The sequence below is a fragment of the Amycolatopsis camponoti genome (genome assembly GCF_902497555.1).
GTDB classification, from domain to species: domain Bacteria; phylum Actinomycetota; class Actinomycetes; order Mycobacteriales; family Pseudonocardiaceae; genus Amycolatopsis; species Amycolatopsis camponoti.
In genome coordinates, this window is record NZ_CABVGP010000001.1 from 4,132,714 (window position 1) to 4,153,381 (window position 20,668).

Here is a 20,668-nt window from a genome sequence, read left to right on the forward strand (position 1 = left end):
GACGAAAGAGAACTCTTATGACCGCAGCTACGTACCAGGAGATCACTGACGAGAACGGACGGGTTTACCGGATAGGGGAGTCACCGCACGACATCATGGGGCGCTCCCGGAGCTTCATGGTCTGGCTGCCCTGGATCGCCATGATGGCGGTCAGCGTGTTCGAGTACGGCTGGGGCGCCGTCGAAGGCACCCTGGAAGAGAAGTACGGCTGGTCGCTGTCGGACGCGTTCTGGCTGGCCAGCATCTGGGCCGTCTTCCAGGCCGGGGTCGCGTTCCCGGCCGGGCGGCTCCGCGAGAAGAACATCGTGTCGGCGAAGACGGCGATGCTCGTCGGCGCGGTGTGCAGCGGCATCGGCTACTTCACCATCGCGCACAGCGGGAACCTGACGCTGGCGTTCATCGGGTACTCGGTCCTCGGCGGCACCGGCGCGGGGCTCGTGTACGCGACCTGCATCAACATGGTCGGCAAGTGGTACCCGGAGAAGCGCGGCGCGCGGACCGGGTTCGTGAACGGTGGCTTCGCCTACGGTTCGGTGCCGTTCATCTACCTGTTCAGCGCGTTCCTCGGCCACGAGAACGTCACCGGGGTGCTCGACGGGATCGGCCTCTACATGCTGATCGTCGTGGGTGTCTGCGGCTTCCTGTTCAAGGACCCGCCGAAGAGCTGGTGGCCGAAGGAGGTCGACCCGCTGACCTGGGCCAAGAACAAGGCCGGGGTCAAGAGCCTGGCCAAGAACCCGCCCGCGGTCCGGCAGTTCACGCCGATGGAGGCCATCCGGACAGGCATGCTCCCGCTGATGTGGGTGAGCCTGGTGATCATCGGCGGCGTCTCGCTGTTCGGCATCAACTTCCAGGTGCCGTTCGCCAAGGAGAGCCACTTCGGGGCGTTCGTCGCGGCTTCCTCGGCCGGCGTGCTGGCGATCGTGAACGGCACCGGCCGGGCGGTCGTCGGCTGGGCGTCGGACAAGATCGGGCGCAGGCAGACACTGACGCTGGTGCTGGTGATCGCGGCGCTGGCCCAGTTCGGCGTGCTGTACGCGGGGAACACGCACAACCTGGTCCTGTTCATGGTGTTCGCGTTCCTGACCGGGTTCGGCGGCGGCGCCTTCTACCCGCTGTTCGCCTCGCTGGTGCCGGACTACTTCGGCGAGAACAACAACGCGTCGAACTACGGCCTGGTCTACAGCGCGAAACTGGTCGGCGGCGTCGGCGGCGGTGGGCTCGCCGCGGGCGTCATCAGCGCGTGGGGCTACACCGGCGCGTACATCCTCGCCGGGTGCATCGCGCTGCTTTCGGCGGTGCTGACGCTGTTCCTGCGCCAGCCGGGACGGCCGCGCCACCAGCTCGCGGAAACCGAGCTGGTGGCACGTCCTTCCGCCGCTGCGGGCGGCTGATCCGGTTACCCGCTCCCCGGTCCTGCTGTCATCAGGATCGGGGAGCCTCCGGACGTTCGTGGTAGGCCTGGCGGGTCCGTTCGGTGTGCCTGGCCATGATCTCCTCCGCGGCTTCGGCATTCCCGTACGAGATCGCGTTGATCAGCTCGTCGTGCTCGTTCCACGCGTCCTTTCCGCGCGGGCGGGCGATCGGCGTGTAGTACCAGCGGACCCGGCGGTCGACGAGGCCGATCAGCTCCGCGAGAACCGCGTTCCCCGAGAGCTGCGTGATAAACGCGTGGAGGGCGGCGTTGGCCGCGACCAGGCCCTCGGTGTCCTCGGCCTTCAGTGCCGTGATGCCCGCCTTCTGCAGCTCCCAGAGCCGTTCGACGTCGTCGGCCGTCGCATTGGCGGCGGCGAGCTTCGCGGAGTGCGTCTCCAGCACGCTGCGGACGCTCAGCAGCTGGTCGGCTTCTTCGTCGGTCGGCAGGTGCACGAACGCGCCCTGCGCGGGGCGGAGGTCGACCCAGCCCTCGCTCTGCAGGCGCTGCAGGGCTTCCCGGACGGGCTGCCGGCTGACGCCGAGGTACTCGGCCAGGTCGGCCTCGACCAGGTGCTGCCCGGGTTCGAGCGTGCGGTTGATGATCAGCTCGGCGAGGGCCTCGTAGACGACCTGGCGCAGCGGGGCGGGCCGTTCGACGCGCTTGGCGGCGGTCGAGCTGAGCGAGCCCTTGGCCGTGCGGCGGCCGGACGGGCCGCGGTCTTGGAGCGGAGAAGCGGGCTGGCTCACGGGACACCTCGAGACGGAGAGGAACGCGACGATCTGTGATCAGGATACAGGTTTTGGTATGCAAAATCCCGAACTCTCACCCGGCTGGGAGTTTTGCCACGCCCTCTGGCTTCACTTCTGAATCCAGGATACTGTATGCAATCACGTGCTGGACCGAAGTGGGAGGCACATCATGAAGGTGGCAGTTCTCGGAGCCGGGGCGATCGGTGCCTACGTCGGAGCCGCGCTGCACCGCGGCGGGACCGAGGTGCACCTGATCGCCCGGCGGGCCCACCTCGCCGCGATGCGCGAGCACGGCGTCCGCGTCCTCAGCCCGCGCGGCGACTTCACCGCGCACCCGCACGTCACGGACGACCCGGCCGAAGTCGGCCCGGTCGACTTCGTCTTCCTCGGCCTGAAGGCCAACTCCTACGCCTCGTGCGCATCGCTCCTCGCCCCGCTGCTCGGCCCGGACACCGCGGTCGTGGCCGCGCAGAACGGCATCCCGTGGTGGTACTTCCACGGCCTGACGGGACATCCGCTCGAAGGGCACCGCGTCGAGACCGTCGACCCGGGCGGCTCGGTCACCGCGGTGCTGGAGCTGCGACGCGCGATCGGCTGCGTCGTCTACTGCTCCACGGTCATCGAGGAACCGGGCGTGATCCGGCACCTGGAGGGCACCCGGTTCTCCCTCGGCGAGCCGGACGGCGAGATCTCCGCGCGGTGCAAGGTGCTCAGCGCGGCCATGATCGCCGGCGGGCTCAAGGCGCCGGTCGAACCGCGGCTGCGCGACGACATCTGGATCAAGCTGATGGGCAACGTCGCCTTCAACCCGCTCTCGGCGCTGACCCGGGCGACCATGGCCCAGATGTGCGAGCACGACGACACGCGCGCTCTCGTCGCCACGATGATGACCGAGACCCTCGCGATCGCCCGCGCGGCGGGCAGCGACCCCGGTGTCTCGGTCGAGAAACGCATCGACGGCGCCTGGCGCGTCGGCCACCACAAGACGTCGATGCTGCAGGACCTCGAAGCGGGCAAGCCGCTCGAGATCGACGCGATCATCGGCGCGGTCGTGGAGCTGGCCGGTCTCACCGGCGTGCCCGCGCCGGCGCTGCGGCACGTCCACGCCGCCATCTCGCTGCTCGACCACACCAGCAACGTCCCCGTCGGGGCGCACTGACCCGGAGGTGCCCGTGAAGCGCAAGAAGACCGAGCCGTACGTCCGGCTCACCCGGCCCCTCGTGCGCGACTTCGGCGTGCTGCGGCCCGCGACCTGGGAGGAGGCCCTCGACCGGGCTGCCGCCGGCATCCGCCGGACGCTGGAGAGCAAGGGGCCCGAGGCGTTCGGGATGTTCTCGTGCGCCCGCGCGACCAACGAGATGAACTTCGTCGCGCAGAAGTTCACCCGCGCGGTGATCGGCACGAACAACGTCGACTCGTGTAACCGCACGTGTCACGCGCCGAGCGTCGCCGGGCTGGCCCGGGTGTTCGACAGCGGCGGCGGGACGTCGTCGTACCAGGAGATCGAGGACGCCGACGTCATCGTCGTCTGGGGCGGCAACCCCCGCGAGGCGCACCCGATCTTCTTCCAGCACGTGCTCAAGGCGGTCCACAAGGGAGCGAAGCTCTTCGTCGTCGACCCGCGCCGGACGAGCACCGCGAGCTGGGCGCACCGGCAGCTGCAGCTCGAGGTCGGCACCGACATCCCGCTGGCCCACGCGGTCGCCCGCGAGATCGTCCACTCCGGACTCGCCAACACGACGTTCATCGAGCGCGCCACCGAAGGGTTCGCCGAGTTCGCGGCCTCGGTCGAGCCGTGGACCCTGGAGGTCGCGGAGAAGACCACCGGCGTGCCCGCGGAGCTGATCCGCGAGCTGGCCCACGCCTACGCCCGCGCCGACCGCGGGCAGCTGTCGTGGACCCTCGGCATCACCGAGCACCACAACGGCACCGACAACGTCCTGGCGCTGATCAACCTCGCGCTGCTGGCCGGGCAGGTCGGCCGCTACGGTGCCGGGCTGAACCCGCTGCGCGGGCAGAACAACGTCCAGGGCGGCGGCGACATGGGCGCCATCCCCGACCGCCTGCCGGGTTTCCAGGACGTCCTCGACGCGGACGTCCGCGCCAAGTTCGACGCCGCGTGGGGCTCGTCGATCCCGGCGCACAAGGGCCTCAACCTCACGCAGATGCTCGACGCGATGGAAAGCGGCGACCTGACCTGTGTGTACATCATCGGCGAGAACCCGGTGCAGTCCGAAGCGGACTGCGAGCACACGGTCAAGCGGCTGTCCAATGTGGACCACCTCGTGGTGCAGGACATCTTCCTCACGAAGACCGCGCAGCTGGCCGACGTCGTGCTGCCGGCGTCGGCGGCCTGGTGCGAGAGCGACGGCACGTTCACCAACTCCGAACGCCGGGTGCAGCGCGTCCGCAAAGCCCTCGAACCGCCGGCGGGCGCGCGCGACGACATCGAGCTGCTGTCCGAGCTGGCGCGCCGGCTCGGCCACGACTGGCACCACACCGGCGGCCAGGAGGTCTGGGACGAGCTGCGCTCGCTGTCCCCGATGCACGCCGGGATGTCCTACGCGCGGCTGGAAGAGCTGGGCGGTATCCAGTGGCCGTGCTACACCGAGGACACCCTCGAGCCGACGTTCCTGCACGGCCGCCTGTGGGCCGACGACCCGGCGGAGCGCGGCCGCCCGGCGCCGTTCACGGTGCTCGAGCACAGCCCGCCGGTCGACCTGCTCACCGAGGAGTTCCCAATCCGCCTCACCACCGGGCGGCGCCTGGACTCCTACAACACCGGCGTCCAGTCCGGCGGGTTCCCCTCGCCGCTGCGGCAGGGCGAGACCCTGGACCTGTGCCCGGAAGACGCGCGGTCGCTCGGGGTCGAGCCCGAGGAGCTGGTCCGGATCTCCTCGCGGCGTGGCGAGATCGTCGCGCCGGTCCGGCTCGACACCGGGCTCAAGCCGGGCCTGGCGTTCATGACGTTCCACTTCCCGGACGAGGTCGACGTCAACGTCATCACCATCGAGGCGACCTGCCCGATCGCCGGCACCGCGGAGTACAAGGCCGCGGCCATCCGGGTGGACAAGCTGCCGGTGGAGGTCTGAGGTGGATCTCAAGCTCCTCGACGCCGTCGCCACCCGCGAGGAACGGGAGGCGGTCGCCGGGTTCGCCGGCGGCGGGCGAGACCAGCTGCTGCCCGCCCTGCACGCGGTCAACGACCGGGTCGGCTGGATCAGCCAGGGCGCGCTCAACCTCATCTGCGAGGCGCTGCACGTGCCGCCCGCCGACGCGTACGGCGTGGCCAGCTTCTATTCGCTGTTCGCGCTGGAGGAGCGCCCGGAACGGGTGGTGCACGTGTGCACCGACCTGGCCTGCCGGCTCAAGGGCGCGGACACCGTGTGCGACGTCCTCACCGAACACGTCGGCGCCGCGGGGAAGGCGCGCGGCGGGGTCACGTGGCTGCGCAGCCCGTGCCTCGGCGTCTGCGAACGAGCCCCCGCGGCGCTGACGTTCCAAGCCGGCGCCCCGGCGACCACGGAGCTGCTCGCCCCGGCGACCGGCGCGTCGGCCGTGCTCGCCGCCGGGCGGCCACCGTCCGGTTCGGAGGGTGCGCCGCCGGTGATCCACCAGAAGAACGGGCTGCGGCTGCTGCGGCGGGTGGGCGTGGCCGATCCGTCCAGTGTGGACGACTACCGCGCGGCCGGTGGTTACGCCGCCCTGCGCAACGCCCTGCGGATGGGCGAGGCCGCGGTGCTCCGCGAGGTCACCGACTCAGGGCTGCTGGGACGCGGCGGTGCGGCGTTCCCGACCGGGCGCAAGTGGGCGGCCACGGCCGCGCAGCCCGCCGGGCCGCACTACCTGGTGTGCAACGCCGACGAGAGCGAACCCGGCACGTTCAAGGACCGGGTGCTGCTCGAAGGCGACCCGTTCGCGCTGGTGGAGTCGATGACGATCGCCGCGTTCGCCATCGGCGCCCGGCAGGGCTACGTCTACTTGCGCGGCGAGTACCCACGGGCGCTGCGGCTGCTCCGGAACGCGATCGACGTGGCTCGGGAACGTGGGTTCCTCGGCGCGGACATCATGGGCCAGGAGGGCTTCGCGTTCGACATCGAGATCCGGCGCGGCGCGGGTGCCTACATCTGCGGCGAGGAGACCGCGATCTTCAACTCGATCGAAGGCTTCCGCGGGGAACCGCGCACGAAACCGCCCTTCCCGGTCGAGAAGGGGTTGTTCGGCAAGCCAACGGTCGTCAACAACGTCGAGACGCTGGTCAACGTGCCGTTGATCCTCACCGAGGGGGCCGCCGCGTACCGGTCCATCGGCACGGAGACGTCGGCCGGGCCGAAGCTGTTCTGCGTGTCCGGGAACGTCGAACGGCCGGGTGTGTACGAAGTGCCGTTCGGGACGACTCTGCGGGAACTGCTGGCACTGGCCGGGGGAGTACCCGAGGGCCGTTCGCTGCGTGCCGTGCTCCTCGGCGGGGCCGCGGGCGGGTTCGTCCGGCCCGACGAGCTGGACCTGCCACTGACGTTCGAAGACGCGCGGGCGGCGAAGACGACGCTCGGCTCGGGCGTCGTCCTGGTCCTCGACGACCTGGCCGACCTCGGCGGCTTCCTGCTGCGGATCGCGGAGTTCTTCCGCGACGAATCGTGCGGGCAGTGCGTCCCGTGCCGGATCGGGACGGTCCGGCAGGAGGAGGCGATCCGGCGGGTCCTCGCGGCCGGCACGGAGGAGCGGCCACTGCTCCGGGAAGTGGGCGGAGTCATGCGGGACTCGTCGATCTGCGGCCTCGGCCAGACCGCGTGGAACGCCGTCGAATCGGCCATCGACCGGTTGGGAGCGCTGCAATGACCATTGTGGACATCGGAATCCCGAAGCGGCTGGTCGAGTTCACTGTGGACGGTGAAAAGGTCCGAGTGCCGGAGGGCTCGACGATCCTCGACGCCTGCACGGCGGCGGGCAAGGACATCCCGACCCTCTGCTACGGCGACACCCTCGAACCGGCGAACGCCTGCCGCGTCTGCATGGTCGAAGTCGAAGGCTCGCGGACGCTGGTGCCGTCCTGCTCACGCAAGGCCGAGCCGGGGATGGTGGTGCGCACCGACTCCGAGCGGACGCGCACGAGCCGCAAAGTGGTCCTCGAACTCCTGGCCTCGGCGACGGATCTGTCGACCACGCCGGGCGTCGCGGAGTGGATCGCGGAGACCGGCGCCGATCCGGACCGCTTCGGCCCGGACGCGGCCACCGTGGCGCAACCGGCTTTGGTGGACAACGAGCTGTACGTCCGGGACTACGAGAAGTGCATCCTCTGCTACAAGTGCGTCGACGCGTGCGGCGACCAGTGGCAGAACTCGTTCGCCATCAGCGTGGCCGGCCGGGGGTTCGACGCGCGGATCTCGACGGAGTTCTCGAACCCGTTGCCGGACAGCGCGTGCGTGTACTGCGGCAACTGCGTCGAGGTGTGCCCGACGGGCGCGCTCAGCTTCAAGCGCGAGTACGACAAGCGCGAGGACGGCACCTGGGACGAGTCCCGCCAGACGGCGACCACGACCGTGTGCACGTTCTGCGGGGTCGGCTGCAACCTGACACTGCACGTCCAGGACAACGAGATCGTCAAGGTGACCTCGCCGCACGAAAGCTCGGTGACGCACGGGAACCTGTGTATCAAGGGCCGGTTCGGCTGGCAGCACGTCCAGAACAAGTAGCGGCACCCTCGCGCCGAGGCGCCGTGGCTCGACGAGCTGCGGCGCCTTCGTCGTCTCCGCGCGCCGGTGGCCCCGCGCCCGTTGACCGCAGGCCCGCTGAGCAGCTATTCTCGATATGCGAAAGAAAAATTCCGGATAGTGAAATTTGAGGTCGCGATGCCAGAAGAGGGGCACTCCCTGCCGTACGTCGCCAACCTGTCGATCCTGTTCAAGGAGGTACCGCTGCTCGAGCGCGCGGCCGCCGCGCGGGAGGCCGGGTTCACCGACGTCGAGTACTGGTGGCCGTTCGACACCGCGGTCCCCGCGCGCGACGAGGTCGACGCGTTCGTGCGAAGCCTGGACGGCGTCCGCCTGCGCGGGCTGAACTTCTACGCCGGCGACATGGCGGCGGGGGAGCGGGGCCTGGTGTCGTGGATCGGCCGCGAGGCCGAGTTCGCCGACGGCCTCGTCGTCGCGCTCGGCATCGCCGAACGCACCGGCTGCCGCAGCTTCAACGCGCTCTACGGCAACCGGCTCGACGGCGAAGACCCCGCCAAGCAGGACGAACTCGCCCGCGTACACCTCGCGACGGCCGCCGAGGCCGCCGCGAAGATCGGCGCGCAGCTGGTCCTCGAACCGCTCTCCGGCGCGGACCGCTACCCGCTCAAGACCGCCGCGGATGCCGTGGCCGTGCTCGACGACCTCGGGCGCGACAACGTGCGGCTGCTGGCCGACCTGTACCACCTGGCAGTCAACGGCGACGACCTGGACGCACTGGCGACGACGTACATCGCCCGGATCGGGCACGTGCAGATCGCCGACGCACCCGGGCGCCACCAGCCCGGCACCGGCTCGCTGGACCTCGACGGGCACCTCGCGAGGCTGCAGAACGCGGGTTACGACGGGTTCGTCGGGATCGAGTACGTCCCGGAGCCCGACACCCTCACGTCGCTGAACTGGCTGCCGATCATCCGAAGGGGACGAGCATGAAACTGGGATTCATCGGACTGGGCGTGATGGGCGCCCCGATGGCCGCGCACCTGGTCGCGGCCGGGCACGAAGTCAGCGGCTACGACGTCCACGCCGCCGCGGGGGAGAAGCTACAGGCCGCCGGCGGGCGCGCCGCCACGAGCGTGGCCGACGCGGTGGCCGGGGCGGACGTCGTGATCACGATGTTGCCGAACCACCCGCAGGTCGAGGAGGTCGTGCTGGCCGCGGGCGGCGTGCTCGACACGGCCGAGCCCGGCACACTCTTGATCGACATGAGCACGATCCGGCCCGAGACGTCGATCGCCGTCGCGGAAGCCGCACGGGACAAGAAGATCCGCGTCCTGGACGCCCCCGTGTCCGGTGGGCAGGCCGGGGCCGAGCAGGCGTCGCTGTCCATCATGGTCGGCGGTTCCGAAGAGGACTTCGAGGACGCGAAGCCGGTGTTCGACGCGCTCGGCAAGACCGTCGTGCACGTCGGCCCGCACGGCGCCGGCCAGGTCGTGAAGGCCGCCAACCAGCTCGTCGTGGGCGGGATCTACGGCCTGGTCGCCGAGGCGATCGTGTTGCTGGAGGCGTCCGGTGTGGACGCTCTGACCGGGCTCGACGTCCTCGCCGGCGGCCTCGCGGGCAGCCGGATCCTCGAGCTCAAGCGCAAGTCCATGGTGGAGCGCCAGTTCGCGCCCGGGTTCCGGATCGACCTGCACCACAAGGACATGGGGATCGCGCTGGCCGCCGCCCGGCAGGCCGACGTCGCGCTCCCGCTCACCGGGCTGGTCGCCCAGCTCGTCGCCGCCGGCCGCGCCATGGGCCACGGCTCCCTGGACCACTCGGCCTTGCTGAAGGTCGTCGAACAGTTGTCGGGCCGCGTCCCGGCGGAGGTGTGACATGCCCAGAATCCCCGCCATGCAAGCGGTCGTCGACGTCCTGGAAAGCGAAGGCGTCGACACCGTCTTCGGCTGCCCCGGCGCCGCCATCCTCCCGCTGTATAACGCCCTACAAGGCCGGACGATCGAGCACCTGATCGTTCGCCACGAAGAGGGCGCGACGCACATGGCCGACGGCTGGGCCCGGACCAACGGCAACGTCGGCGTCGCGATCGGCACGTCCGGCCCGGCCGGGACGAACATGATCACCGGGCTCTACACCGCGCACGCGGACTCGATCCCGATGATCTGCATCACCGGCCAGGCCGCCACGAACAAGCTGCACCAGGAGGCCTTCCAGGCCGTCGACATCGTCGAGATCGCCAAGCCGGTCACGAAGTGGGCGGTGCAGGTCAAGGAGGCCGCGCAGCTGCCGTGGATCTTCCGCGAAGCCTTCCGGGTCGCCCGGTCCGGCCGCCCGGGCCCGGTCCTCATCGACCTCCCCATCGACGTCCAGAAGCAGGACATCGAGTGGGACTCCTCGATCGACTCGCCGCTGCCGGTGACGGCGGTGAAGCCCGCGTCCGCGCGGGTCGAGCGGGCCCTCGACCTGCTGCTGGCGGCCGAGCGACCGCTGATCCTGGCCGGCGGCGGGGTCATCCTCGGCGAGGCCGGCGAGCGGCTGCGGGCCGCGGCCGAGCGCCTGGACGTCCCGGTGCAGGTCACGCTGATGGGCAAGGGCAGCTTCCCCGAAGACCACGAGCTGTTCGCCGGGATGGCCGGCATCCAGACGTCGCAGCGCTGGGCGAACGCGGCCTTCCTGGAGTCCGACCTGGTGCTGGCGCTGGGTGCGCGCTTCGGCGACCGGCACACCGGCGAGCTGTCGGTGTACCGGGGCGAGCGGAAGTTCATCCACGTCGACATCGAGCCCACCCAGCTGGGCAAGGTGTTCGGCCCCGACCTCGGGATCGTCTCGGACACGGGCGAGTTCCTCGACGCGCTGCTGACGGCGCTGGACGCACGTGAGGTGACGCCGCGTCGCGAGTGGGTCGGGCGCATCGCGGAGCTGAAGGAAGCGCTTCCCCGGCGCGACGACTTCGACACTCTGCCGATCAAGGCGCCGCGGGTCTTCAAGGAGATCAACGAAACCTTCGGCGAGGACACGTACTTCGTCACCGCGATCGGGCTCTACCAGATCTGGTCGGGCCAGTTCCAGAAGGCGCACAAGCCGCGGCACTACCAGGTCTGCGGCCAGGCCGGCCCGCTCGGCTGGGAGATTCCCGCCGCGATCGGCGTCAAGAAGGCGCGCCCGGAGGCCGAAGTCGTCGGCGTGGTCGGCGACTACTCGTTCCAGTTCCTCGTCGAGGAGCTGGCGGTAGCCGCGCAGTACGACGTCGGGTTCGTGCTGATCATGCTCAACAACGAGTACCTCGGCCTGATCCGCCAGGCCGAGACCGGGTACGACATGAACTTCGAGGTCGACATCCACTACGACGCGAACGGCACGGACAACGTCAAGATCATGGAGGCCTACGGCTGCTCCGGCACCCGCGTGCACGAGCCGGCCGAGATCCGGACGTCGCTCGAATGGGCCCGCAAGGAGGCCGAGCGCACCAGCCGGCCGGTCCTGGTCGAGATCATGATCGAACGCGAGGGCAACGCCGCCATGGGTGCCGCCCTGGACACCGTCAAGGAGTTCGAGCCCGCGTAACACCCGCGTGACCACGGCCGCCGCACGAGACCTGACCTCGTGCGGCGGCCTTTCCGCGTGCTCGATCAAGCGGTTGTCGGAAAGTACAAACGAGGGCCGTGAATTCACCCTTCTTTCAGGGGTTTTGCCGTGGTCCCGGCCACACCTCAGCGTGTGTACTTCTTCACGAAGCAGCCCCGAAAGGACGTCCACAGTGGAATTCCTCCGACCCGCCACGCTGGCCGACGCGCTCGCCGCGAAGGCCGCGAGCCCCGGTGCGGTCCCGATCGCCGGCGGCACGGACGTGATGGTCGAGCTCAACTTCGACCACCGCCGCCCCGGCGCCCTGCTCGACCTCGGCCGCGTCGCCGAGCTGCACGAGCACGGCACCGACGGCGGCCGGATCCGGCTCGGTGCGGCCGTGCCCTACACCCGGATCATCACCGAACTGGGCACGAAGCTGCCCGGTCTCGCGATGGCGTCGCGGACCGTCGGGTCCCCGCAGATCCGCAACCGCGGTTCCGTGGGGGGCAATCTGGGCGCAGCTTCCCCCGCGGGCGACTCGCACCCGGCGCTCCTGGCCGCCGACGCCGAGGTCGAAATCGCCTCGGTCCGCGGTACCCGGATCGTCGCCGCGAAGGATTTCTACGTCGGCGTGAAGCGGAACGTCCTGGAGCCGGACGAGCTGATCACGTCCGTGCTGCTGGCCCCGGCCACCGGGCCGCAGCAGTTCAGCAAGATCGGCACCCGCAACGCCATGGTCATCGCCGTCGCCGCCTTCGGGCTGGCGCTGCACCCCGCCGAACAGCGCGTCGGCACCGGCGTCGGCTCGGCCGCGCCCACCCCGCGCCGGGCTTTCGAAGCCGAAGAGTTCCTGGCCGGGGAGCTGGACTGGGAGTCGCCGCGGGCGTTGACGGACTCGGTCAAGCGCCGGTTCGGTGACCTGGTCGCCGGGGCCGCGTCACCCATCGACGACGTGCGGGGGAGCGCGGCCTACCGGCGCCACGCCTTGGGCGTCATGGCGCGCAGGACGCTGACCTGGGCCTGGGGCGAATACTGCGAAGGGAGCGCGAAGTGCGCGTGAACGTCACCGTCAACGGCGAACCCCGCCGGGCGGACAACGTCTGGGAAGGCGAGAGCCTGCTCTACGTCTTGCGCGAGCGGCTCGGCCTCCCGGGCTCGAAGAACGCCTGTGAGCAGGGCGAATGCGGCTCGTGCACGGTCTACGTGGACGGCGTCCCGGCGTGCGCGTGCCTGGTCGCGGCCGGCCAGGCCGAGGGCCGCGACGTCGTCACGGTCGAGGGGCTCGCTTCCGGAGACGAGCTGGACCCGGTGCAGGAGTCGTTCGTCGAGCAGGGCGCTGTCCAGTGCGGGTTCTGCACGCCCGGCCTGCTGGTCGCGGCGCACGACCTGATCGAGCGCGTTCCGGACCCGAGCGACGTCGAGATCCGCGAGGCCCTCGCCGGGAACCTGTGCCGCTGCACGGGTTACGAGAAGATCCTGGACGCCGTCCGCGACGCGGCCGCGAAGAAGGCCGTCCGATGAGCGCCCCGGCCCGCTCCCCGCAGGAGCTGCACGACACGATCGCCGGCGGTATCGGCGAGAGCCCGCTTCGCCCGGATGGCACGCTCAAGGTCCGCGGTGAGTTCGCCTACTCCTCCGACCTGTGGCACGAGGACATGCTGTGGGGCGCCACGCTGCGCAGCCCGCACCCGCACGCCCGGATCGTCCGTCTCGACGTCTCCCGCGCGCTGGCCCAGCCGGGTGTGCACGCGGTGTTGACGCACGAGGACGTACCCGGCGAGAACGTCTACGGCCTCAAGTACCAGGACACGCCGGCGCTGGCCGCGGACCTGGTCCGCTACCAGGGCGAGCCGATCGCCATCCTCGCGGCCGACCACCCGGAGATCGCGCGGCAGGCGCTCAAGGAGATCGTCGTCGAGTACGACGTCCTCGAGCCGATCACCGACCCCGAGCGCGCCGCCCACGACGACACCCTGCCGAAGCTGCACCCGGACGGGAACCTCGTCCGCCACCAGCGGATCGTCAAGGGCGACCCGGCGGCGACCGCGGACGTCGTCGTCTCCGGCGTCTACGAGATCGGCATGCAGGACCAGGCGTTCCTCGGGCCGGAGTCCGGCCTCGCGGTGCCGGCCGAGGACGGCGGGGTCGACCTCTACCTGGCCACTCAGTGGCTGCACGTCGACCAGCGGCAGACGGCGAAGGCCCTCGGTCTCCCGCTGGAGAAGGTGCGGCTGACGCTGTCCGGTGTCGGCGGCGCGTTCGGCGGCCGTGAGGACCTGTCCATGCAGATCCACTCGTGCATGCTCGCGCTGCGCACCGGCCGCCCGGTGAAGATGAGCTACAACCGCCTCGAGTCGTTCTTCGGGCACGTGCACCGCCACCCGGCGAAGATGTACTACGAGCACGGCGCCACCCGCGACGGCAAGCTCGTCTACGTGCGGGCGAAGATGTACTTCGACGGCGGCGCGTACGCGTCCAAGACCCCGGTCGTGGTGGGCAACGGCACCACGCTCAGCGTCGGTCCGTACGACGTGCCGAACGCGCACATCGAGGGCTGGGGCGTCTACACGAACAACCCGACCTGCGGCGCGATGCGCGGCCTGGGCGCGGTCCAGCCGACGTACGCCTACGAGTCCCAAATGGACAAGCTCGCGTCCGCTTTGGACATGGACCCGGCGGAACTGCGGATCCTGAACGCCATGAGCGAAGGGTCCACTGTGGTCACCGGCCAGGTGGTGGACTTCCCGGCACCGGTCGCCGAGCTGGTCCAGCGCGTCCGCGACCTGCCGCTGCCGCCCGAGCCGACCGGGGAGCGCGACATCCGCGAGCTGCCCGGCGGCGCGTCCAACACCACCCACGGCGAAGGCGTCGTCCGCGGCGTCGGCTACGGCGTGACGATCAAGAACATCTCCTACGCCGAAGGCCTCGACGACTACTCGACCGCCCGCGTCCGCCTGGAGGTGCTCGGCGGCGAAGCGGTGGCGATGGTGCACACCGCGGCGGCCGAGGTCGGCCAGGGGCTCGTCACCCTGCAGCAGCAGATCGCCCGCACCGAGCTGGGCCTGACACGGGTCAGCGTGCACCCGGCCGACACGAGCGTCGGCGACGCGGGCTCCAGCTCGGCGTCGCGCCAGACCTACGTCACCGGCGGTGCGGTCCGCAACGCCTGCCTCGCGGTCGCCGAGGCGGTGTACGCGCGGCTCGGAGTGTCGTCCGAGGGTATGTCGCTGACCGGCGGCAAGGTCGTCGCGGCCGACGGCGAGGTCGTCGCCGACCTGGCCGAACTGCTGGGGGACATCGCGATCGAGGAGACCCGCGAGTTCCACCACCGGCCGACCTACCCGCTCGACCCGGAGACCGGGCAGGGCGACGCCCACGTCCAGTACGGCTTCTCGGCCCACCGCGCGGTCGTCGACGTCGACCTGGACCTGGGCCTGGTCAAGGTCGTGCAGCTGGACTGCGCCCAGGACGTCGGCAAGGCGATGAACCCCGACGCCGTCGTCGCCCAGATCCAGGGCGGCTCGGCGCAGGGCCTCGGCCTGGCCGTGATGGAGGAGATCCTGGTCAAGGACGGCAAGGTGCGGAACCCGTCGTTCACCGACTACCTCATCCCGACCATCCTGGACATGCCGCCGATGCGCGTCGACGTCCTCGAGCGGCCCGACCCCCACGCGCCCTACGGCGTCCGCGGCGTCGGCGAACCACCGACGATCTCCGCGACCCCGGCGATCGCCAACGCGATCCGCGCGGCCACCGGCCTCGAGCTGCCGCGCGTCCCCATCCGCCCCGAACACATCACAGGAGTCTGAGATGACCACGTCGATTTCCGCCGAGCAGGAGTGGCTCGACGAAGCCGTCCGGATCGCGGAGACCAACGTCGCGAACGGCGGCGGCCCCTTCGGCGCGCTGATCGTGAAGGACGGCGAGATCGTCTCGACCGGCGTCAACCGCGTTACCGCGAACCTCGACCCGACCGCGCACGCCGAGGTCGTCGCGATCCGCGCGGCCTGCCAGGCGCTCGGCACGTTCAAGCTCGACGGCTGCGTGCTCGTGTCCAGCTGCGAGCCGTGCCCGATGTGCCTGTCGTCGGCGCTGTGGGCGCGCGTCGACAAGGTCCTCTTCGCCGCCGACCGCGACGACGCGGCCAAGGCCGGTTTCGACGACCGCGCCTTCTACGAACTGTTCGACCGTCCTCGTGACACGTGGACCGTTCCCGTGACGCGACTGTCCGCAAAGGACGGTTTCGCGCCGTTCGCGGCTTGGCTCGACAAGAGCGACCGCACCGACTACTGACCCACCGCTTACTGACCCACAAGGCCAGCTGACCGGAGCACAACCGAATCGAACGTCCCGCTCGCCCAGGCACGGCGCTGTGCCTCGGCCTGGCCGAGCACACCCACCGGCAAGGGCAGGACGCATGACCCAGACCGAAGTCGGCACCCCTGTGGTCGACGAAGTACCCGAACCGCCCCAACGCCGCTCGTTGCTCGACAAGCTGTTCGAGTTGCGCGCCCGGCAATCCACGATCGGCCGCGAAGTCCGCGGCGGCGTCACGACGTTCGTCGCGATGGCCTACATCGTGCTGCTCAACCCGCTCATCCTCGGCGCTTCCGCCGACATCACCGGCGCCCGGTTGTCGGCCGCGCAGGTGACCACCGCGACCGCGCTCGCCGCCGCCGTGATGACGATCCTGATGGGCGTCGTCGGCAACGCGCCCCTCGCGCTGGCCGCCGGCCTCGGCATCAACGGCATCGTCGCGTTCCAGATGGCCCCGTCGATGACGTGGGCGCAGGCGTTCGGGCTGGTCGTGCTCGAAGGCGTGTGCATCGTGCTGATGGCGGTCAGTGGCGTCCGCGAGCGGATCATGAACGCCATCCCGCGGCCGCTCAAGATGGCGATCACCGTCGGGATCGGGCTCTACATCGCCCTGGTCGGGCTGGTCAGTGCCGGGTTCGTGACCCGGATGCCGGATGCGGCGCAGACCACGGTCCCGGTGCGCCTCGGGGCGAGCGGGCACCTGCACGGCTGGCCGATCGTCGTGTTCTGCTTCGGTCTGCTGCTGATGATCGTGCTGATGGCCCGAAAGGTCCCGGGCGCGGTGCTGATCAGCATCGGCGTGTCGACGGTGGTCGCGGTGGTGCTGCACGAGGGGTTCGGCGTCGGCGGCTGGGGTCTCACCACCCCCGCGCTGCCCGACCACGTCGTCGCCGCCCCGGACTTCGGGCTCTTCGGCCACATCGACCTGTTCGGCGGGTTCGCCTCGGCGGGCGCGCTCGCGGCCACGGTGTTCCTGTTCACGCTGGTGCTCTCCGGGTTCTTCGACGCCATGGGCACGATCACCAGCGTCTCGGACGAAGCCGGGCTGTCGAAGAACGGCAAGGTGCCCCGGATGGGCCGGATCCTGCTGGTCGACGGCGCGGGCGCGATCGCGGGCGGTGTCACGGGGTCCTCACCGAACACGGTGTTCCTGGAGTCCGCGGCCGGCGTCGGCGAAGGCGCCCGAACGGGCCTCGCGAGCGTGGTCACCGGCCTGCTGTTCGCCGGGACGCTGCTGTTCACGCCGCTCGCCGGCGTGGTCCCGGCCCAGGCGGCGGCGCCCGCACTGGTGGTCATCGGCGGCATGATGGTCGCCCAGTGCCGCACCATCCCCTGGAACGACCCGGACTACACGATCCCGGTGTTCCTGACCGCGGCTCTGATCCCGTTCACCTACTCGATCACCAACGGCGTCGGCGCCGGCCTGATCGCGTTCGTGCTGATCAAGATCGGCCGCGGCAAGTGGCGCGAAGCCGGTTGGCTGTTGTCGTTGCTGGCGCTGGTGTTCGCGGTGTACTTCGCCGTCGACGGCGTCGAAGCCCTCTTCCGCTAAGGAGTTCCGGTGACCCTGATGTTCTTCAACGGCGGCGCCATGCGCGGCGAACCCCTGCACCACCTCCTGGAAGGAGCGCCCTTCGTCGCGGAGGCGAAGACCGCGCCGAAGTACCGGTTCTACGCGGTCGGCGACCAGTGCCCGGCGCTGTACCCGGTGTCGCACGGCGGCGCCGCGGTGATCGGCGAGGTGTACGACGTCTCGCTGGACGACCTGCGGGACAAGGTGCTCCCGTCCGAGCCGCACGAGCTGGAGCTGGGCGTGGTGGAGCTGGCCGACGGCAGCTCGGCGTTCGCGATGCTGCTGCGGCGGCCCTACACCTCGCACGTCGCCCTGCGGGACATCACCGACGTCGGCGACTGGCGGGCGTACAAGGCGAGCGCGTGAAGGTCCTGGTCGCGCCGGACAAGTTCAAGGGGTCGCTGACCGCGGCCGAGGTGGCGTCGGCGGTGGCTTCCGGCCTCGCCGACGTCCACCCCGGCCTCGCGGTGCGGGTCCTGCCGGTGGCCGACGGCGGAGACGGCACAGTCGACGCCGCTGTCGCCGCCGGGTTCCGCCGCGTGCGGGTCCCGGCGCGGGGGCCGACCGGCGAGCCGGTGACGGCGTCCTACGCGGTGCGAGGCGACACCGCGGTCGTCGAATTGGCGGAGGCGTCCGGGCTGCACCGGTTGCCGGGAGCCCTCGCACCGCTCACCGCGACCAGCGCCGGCACCGGCGACGTGCTCGCCGCCGCGGTGCGGGCGGGCTGCCGCCGGATCGTGCTCGGTGTCGGCGGCAGCGCGTGCACCGACGGTGGCGCGGGAATGCTGGCCGCGCTGGGTGCGCGGCTCCTGGACGCCGCCGGGCGGGACCTCCCGCCCGGCGGCGAAGCCCTGTCCCGGCTCGCTTCGGTGGATCTGTCGCGTTTGGACCTGTCCGGAGTGGACATCGAGCTGGCGAGCGACGTCGACAACCCGCTGTACGGGCCGCACGGCGCAGCGTCCGTCTACGGGCCGCAGAAGGGCGCGTCCCCCGGCGACGTCGAGACCCTCGACGCGGCGTTGCGGCACTGGGCTTCGCAGGTGGGGCCGGAGTTCGCCGCGAAGCCCGGCGCGGGCGCCGCCGGGGGAGTGGGCTTCGCCGCGATGGCCGTGCTGGGCGCCCGGATGCGGCCGGGCATCGAGCTGCTGCTCGACCTGCTCGGGTTCGACGCGGCCTTGTCCGGAGCCGCGCTGGTCATCACGGGCGAAGGTTCACTGGACCGGCAGACGCTGTCCGGCAAGGCTCCGGCGGGGGTGGCCCGGGCCGCGGCGGCCAGGGGCATCCCGTGCGTCGCGGTGTCCGGCCGCTGCCGGCTGTCCTCCGGGGAACTGGCCGAAGCGGGCATCTCGGCCGCGTACGCCCTGACCGATCTCGAACCGGACCCGGCGCGGTGCATGGCGGAGGCGGCGCCGCTGCTGCGCCGCCTCGCCCACCGCGTGGCGATCGACTACTTCTCGCTGTCCAGATGATCGAGCAGGGCGGCGGCGTAGCGATCGCCGGACGCGGCCCCGGCCGGGACAGCGGCCTCGATTTCCGCCAGGTCAGCGGGCGTGAGTGCCAGGTCCGCGCCCAGCGACTCGGCGAGCCGGGCACGAGTGCGGGCGCCGACGAGCGGGACGATGTCCGCACCCTGCGCGGCGACCCACCCGATGGCGAGCTGCGCGGTGGTGACGCCCTTGCCGGCGGCGAGCTTGCCGAGTGCGTCGGTCAGGGCCAGGTTGTGCTCGAGGTTCTCGCCCTGGAACCGCGGGCTGTGGCCGCGGAAGTCACCGGCGGTCAGCTCCCGCGACGGCGTCCAGTGCCCGCTGAGCAGGCCACGCGAGAGGACGCCGTACGCGGTGACGCCGATACCCAGCTCGCGGGCGGCCGGCAGGATGTCCGCCTCGATCCCGCGTGAGAGCAGCGAGTACTCGATCTGCAGATCGGAGATCGGGTGCACGGCGGCGGCGCGGCGCAGGGTGCCGGCGCCGACCTCGGACAGGCCGATGTGCCGGATGTAGCCGGCCCGGACCAGCTCGGCCAGCGCCCCGACCTGGTCTTCGACCGGCACGGCGGGGTCGAGCCGGGCCGGCCGGTAGACATCGATGTGGTCGGTGCCGAGCCGCCGCAGGCTGTAGGCGAGGAACGTCTTGACGGCCTCCGGACGGCTGTCGTTGCCGAGCCAGGCCCCGTCAGGGCCGCGCAGCGCCCCGAACTTGACGCTGATCACGGCCTTGTCCCGGTTGCGGCCGCGCAGGGCGTCCCGCAGCAGCATTTCGTTGTGGCCCATGCCGTAGAAGTCACCGGTGTCGAGCAAGGTGACGCCGCTGTCAAGAGCGGCATGGATGGTGGCGACCGACTCGGTCTCATCAGCCGGGCCGTACAGATCGGACATACCCATCAGGCCAAGCCCGAGGGCGCTGACGGCCGGACCGGTCCGGCCGAGGGTGCGGGTGTGCATGGTGTTCTCCCTGTTTCCGTCGTTACCGATTCGAAGGTATCACCGATACTCAACGACTGCTACTGGGAATTTGTTACCATTGGAACCATGGCAACGAAGACGGCAACGGACACCCGCGAGCGCATCCTCGAAGCAGCGGCGGCGCTCCTGGTGGCAGAGGGGCGCGACGGCCTCTCGACCCGCGCGGTGAGCGCGGCGGCAGGTGTCCAGCCGCCGGCGTTGTATCGCCTCTTCGGAGACAAGGACGGCCTGCTCGACGCGGTGGCGGCGTACGGGTTCGACGAGTACCTGACGAGCAAGCGCGAGCTGGGTTCGACGGGCGACGCGGTCGAAGACCTCCGCCGAGGCTGGAACCTCCACGTCGAGTTCGGGCTGTCGCGCCCAGAGTTCTACGTGCTGATGTACGGCGACGCACGCCCAGGCCGAACGTCACCGGCCGCCCGCGAGGCGGAGGCGATGCTGCGAAGCATCGTCGAGCGCGTCGCGGAGGCGGGCCGCCTGAGGGTGAGCGTGGAGCGCGCGGCCCGGCTGGTGCACGCGACGGGCATGGGCGTGGTGCTGAACCTGATCGCCACCCCGGAGCAGGACCGCGACCCAGAGCTGTCGGCAACGGCAAGGGAGACGGTACTGACCCGAATCCTCACCGACGCAGAGGAGCCGGCGGGGTCAGACCTGCCCCAACGCGCGATAGCGCTGCGCGCAGGTCTCGAAGGAGCGGAGTCGCTGACCAAGGCAGAGCGCGTACTGCTGGAGGAGTGGCTGAACCGCATAGCGGACGCGTAACCCGCACGCAGGACACCCGGCCCCTCCCGCAACCCCGATCCGAAGCCAGAACACGGCCGGCAACGCCGGGTCAAAGCATCTGTCCCGCCTTGACGCGGTGCTGCCGGCCGTAGTGACAATCCGGCTTCGGGGTGGCGGTGACGACAGCAC

The 20,668-nt window shown here is 70.7% G+C and carries 18 protein-coding genes; 16 read left to right on the forward strand and 2 right to left on the reverse strand.

Annotated features, from left to right (window positions below; genetic code table 11):
- Positions 1 to 17: 17 nt before the first annotated feature.
- A complete protein-coding gene (locus tag AA23TX_RS19420; protein WP_155543905.1) occupies positions 18 to 1,394 on the forward strand; it encodes an OFA family MFS transporter in 1,377 nt (458 codons plus the stop codon).
- Positions 1,395 to 1,425: 31 nt separating this feature from the next.
- Here the strand turns inward: AA23TX_RS19420 and AA23TX_RS19425 are convergent, their stop codons facing one another.
- Positions 1,426 to 2,163, reverse strand: a complete 738-nt coding sequence (locus AA23TX_RS19425) for a GntR family transcriptional regulator (RefSeq protein WP_155543906.1) — start codon at positions 2,161 to 2,163, stop codon at positions 1,426 to 1,428.
- Positions 2,164 to 2,335: 172 nt separating this feature from the next.
- Between AA23TX_RS19425 and AA23TX_RS19430 the strand changes: the two genes are divergently transcribed.
- The 14 genes from AA23TX_RS19430 to AA23TX_RS19495 all read left to right on the forward strand — a co-directional run bounded on the left by AA23TX_RS19430 (position 2,336) and on the right by AA23TX_RS19495 (position 18,764).
- Entirely contained in the window at positions 2,336 to 3,325 is a 990-nt protein-coding gene (locus tag AA23TX_RS19430) for a 2-dehydropantoate 2-reductase (protein ID WP_155543907.1), read from the forward strand.
- A gap of 13 nt (positions 3,326 to 3,338) precedes the next feature.
- Positions 3,339 to 5,258: a molybdopterin oxidoreductase family protein gene (locus AA23TX_RS19435; protein ID WP_155543908.1), complete on the forward strand. Its 1,920-nt coding sequence runs from the start codon at positions 3,339 to 3,341 to the stop codon at positions 5,256 to 5,258.
- Between the two features lies 1 nt (position 5,259).
- Positions 5,260 to 7,005, forward strand: coding sequence for an NAD(P)H-dependent oxidoreductase subunit E (locus AA23TX_RS19440; protein WP_155543909.1), 1,746 nt, complete (start codon positions 5,260 to 5,262; stop codon positions 7,003 to 7,005).
- The gene (locus AA23TX_RS19445; RefSeq protein ID WP_155543910.1) at positions 7,002 to 7,859 is read left to right on the forward strand and encodes a 2Fe-2S iron-sulfur cluster-binding protein; all 858 of its coding nucleotides are present in this window, start codon (positions 7,002 to 7,004) and stop codon (positions 7,857 to 7,859) included. Before AA23TX_RS19440 ends, AA23TX_RS19445 begins: the two co-directional genes overlap by 4 nt.
- 156 nt (positions 7,860 to 8,015) lie before the next feature.
- Positions 8,016 to 8,828 (forward strand): hydroxypyruvate isomerase family protein, encoded by an 813-nt coding sequence (locus tag AA23TX_RS19450; RefSeq protein WP_196425378.1) that lies wholly within the window; start codon positions 8,016 to 8,018, stop codon positions 8,826 to 8,828.
- Positions 8,825 to 9,712: a 2-hydroxy-3-oxopropionate reductase gene (locus AA23TX_RS19455; protein ID WP_155543912.1), complete on the forward strand. Its 888-nt coding sequence runs from the start codon at positions 8,825 to 8,827 to the stop codon at positions 9,710 to 9,712. The genes AA23TX_RS19450 and AA23TX_RS19455 overlap by 4 nt, the downstream gene beginning before the upstream one ends.
- 1 nt (position 9,713) lies before the next feature.
- Positions 9,714 to 11,402, forward strand: coding sequence for a glyoxylate carboligase (gcl, locus tag AA23TX_RS19460; RefSeq protein ID WP_155543913.1), 1,689 nt, complete (start codon positions 9,714 to 9,716; stop codon positions 11,400 to 11,402).
- A 193-nt stretch (positions 11,403 to 11,595) separates the two neighbouring features.
- The gene (locus AA23TX_RS19465; RefSeq protein ID WP_155543914.1) at positions 11,596 to 12,465 is read left to right on the forward strand and encodes an FAD binding domain-containing protein; all 870 of its coding nucleotides are present in this window, start codon (positions 11,596 to 11,598) and stop codon (positions 12,463 to 12,465) included.
- Positions 12,456 to 12,926 carry a (2Fe-2S)-binding protein gene (locus AA23TX_RS19470; protein ID WP_155543915.1) on the forward strand — a complete coding sequence of 157 codons (471 nt, stop codon included), beginning with the start codon at positions 12,456 to 12,458 and terminating at the stop codon, positions 12,924 to 12,926. The genes AA23TX_RS19465 and AA23TX_RS19470 overlap by 10 nt, the downstream gene beginning before the upstream one ends.
- Positions 12,923 to 15,214: a xanthine dehydrogenase subunit D gene (pucD, locus tag AA23TX_RS19475; protein WP_155543916.1), complete on the forward strand. Its 2,292-nt coding sequence runs from the start codon at positions 12,923 to 12,925 to the stop codon at positions 15,212 to 15,214. The genes AA23TX_RS19470 and pucD overlap by 4 nt, the downstream gene beginning before the upstream one ends.
- 1 nt (position 15,215) lies before the next feature.
- On the forward strand, positions 15,216 to 15,698 hold the full coding sequence (locus AA23TX_RS19480) for a nucleoside deaminase (protein WP_155543917.1): 483 nt from the start codon (positions 15,216 to 15,218) through the stop codon (positions 15,696 to 15,698).
- Positions 15,699 to 15,822: 124 nt separating this feature from the next.
- On the forward strand, positions 15,823 to 17,274 hold the full coding sequence (locus AA23TX_RS19485; protein WP_155543918.1) for an NCS2 family permease: 1,452 nt from the start codon (positions 15,823 to 15,825) through the stop codon (positions 17,272 to 17,274).
- A gap of 9 nt (positions 17,275 to 17,283) precedes the next feature.
- Entirely contained in the window at positions 17,284 to 17,661 is a 378-nt protein-coding gene (locus AA23TX_RS19490; protein WP_155543919.1) for an allophanate hydrolase-related protein, read from the forward strand.
- On the forward strand, positions 17,658 to 18,764 hold the full coding sequence (locus AA23TX_RS19495; RefSeq protein WP_155543920.1) for a glycerate kinase: 1,107 nt from the start codon (positions 17,658 to 17,660) through the stop codon (positions 18,762 to 18,764). Before AA23TX_RS19490 ends, AA23TX_RS19495 begins: the two co-directional genes overlap by 4 nt.
- On the opposite strand, the gene AA23TX_RS19500 is transcribed toward AA23TX_RS19495, so the two are convergent.
- Entirely contained in the window at positions 18,743 to 19,735 is a 993-nt protein-coding gene (locus tag AA23TX_RS19500) for an aldo/keto reductase (protein WP_155543921.1), read from the reverse strand. The genes AA23TX_RS19495 and AA23TX_RS19500 overlap by 22 nt on opposite strands.
- Before the next feature lie 87 nt (positions 19,736 to 19,822).
- Here AA23TX_RS19500 and AA23TX_RS19505 point away from each other — a divergent pair, with 87 nt between their 5' ends.
- Positions 19,823 to 20,518: a TetR/AcrR family transcriptional regulator gene (locus tag AA23TX_RS19505; RefSeq protein WP_155543922.1), complete on the forward strand. Its 696-nt coding sequence runs from the start codon at positions 19,823 to 19,825 to the stop codon at positions 20,516 to 20,518.
- Positions 20,519 to 20,668: the final 150 nt, after the last annotated feature.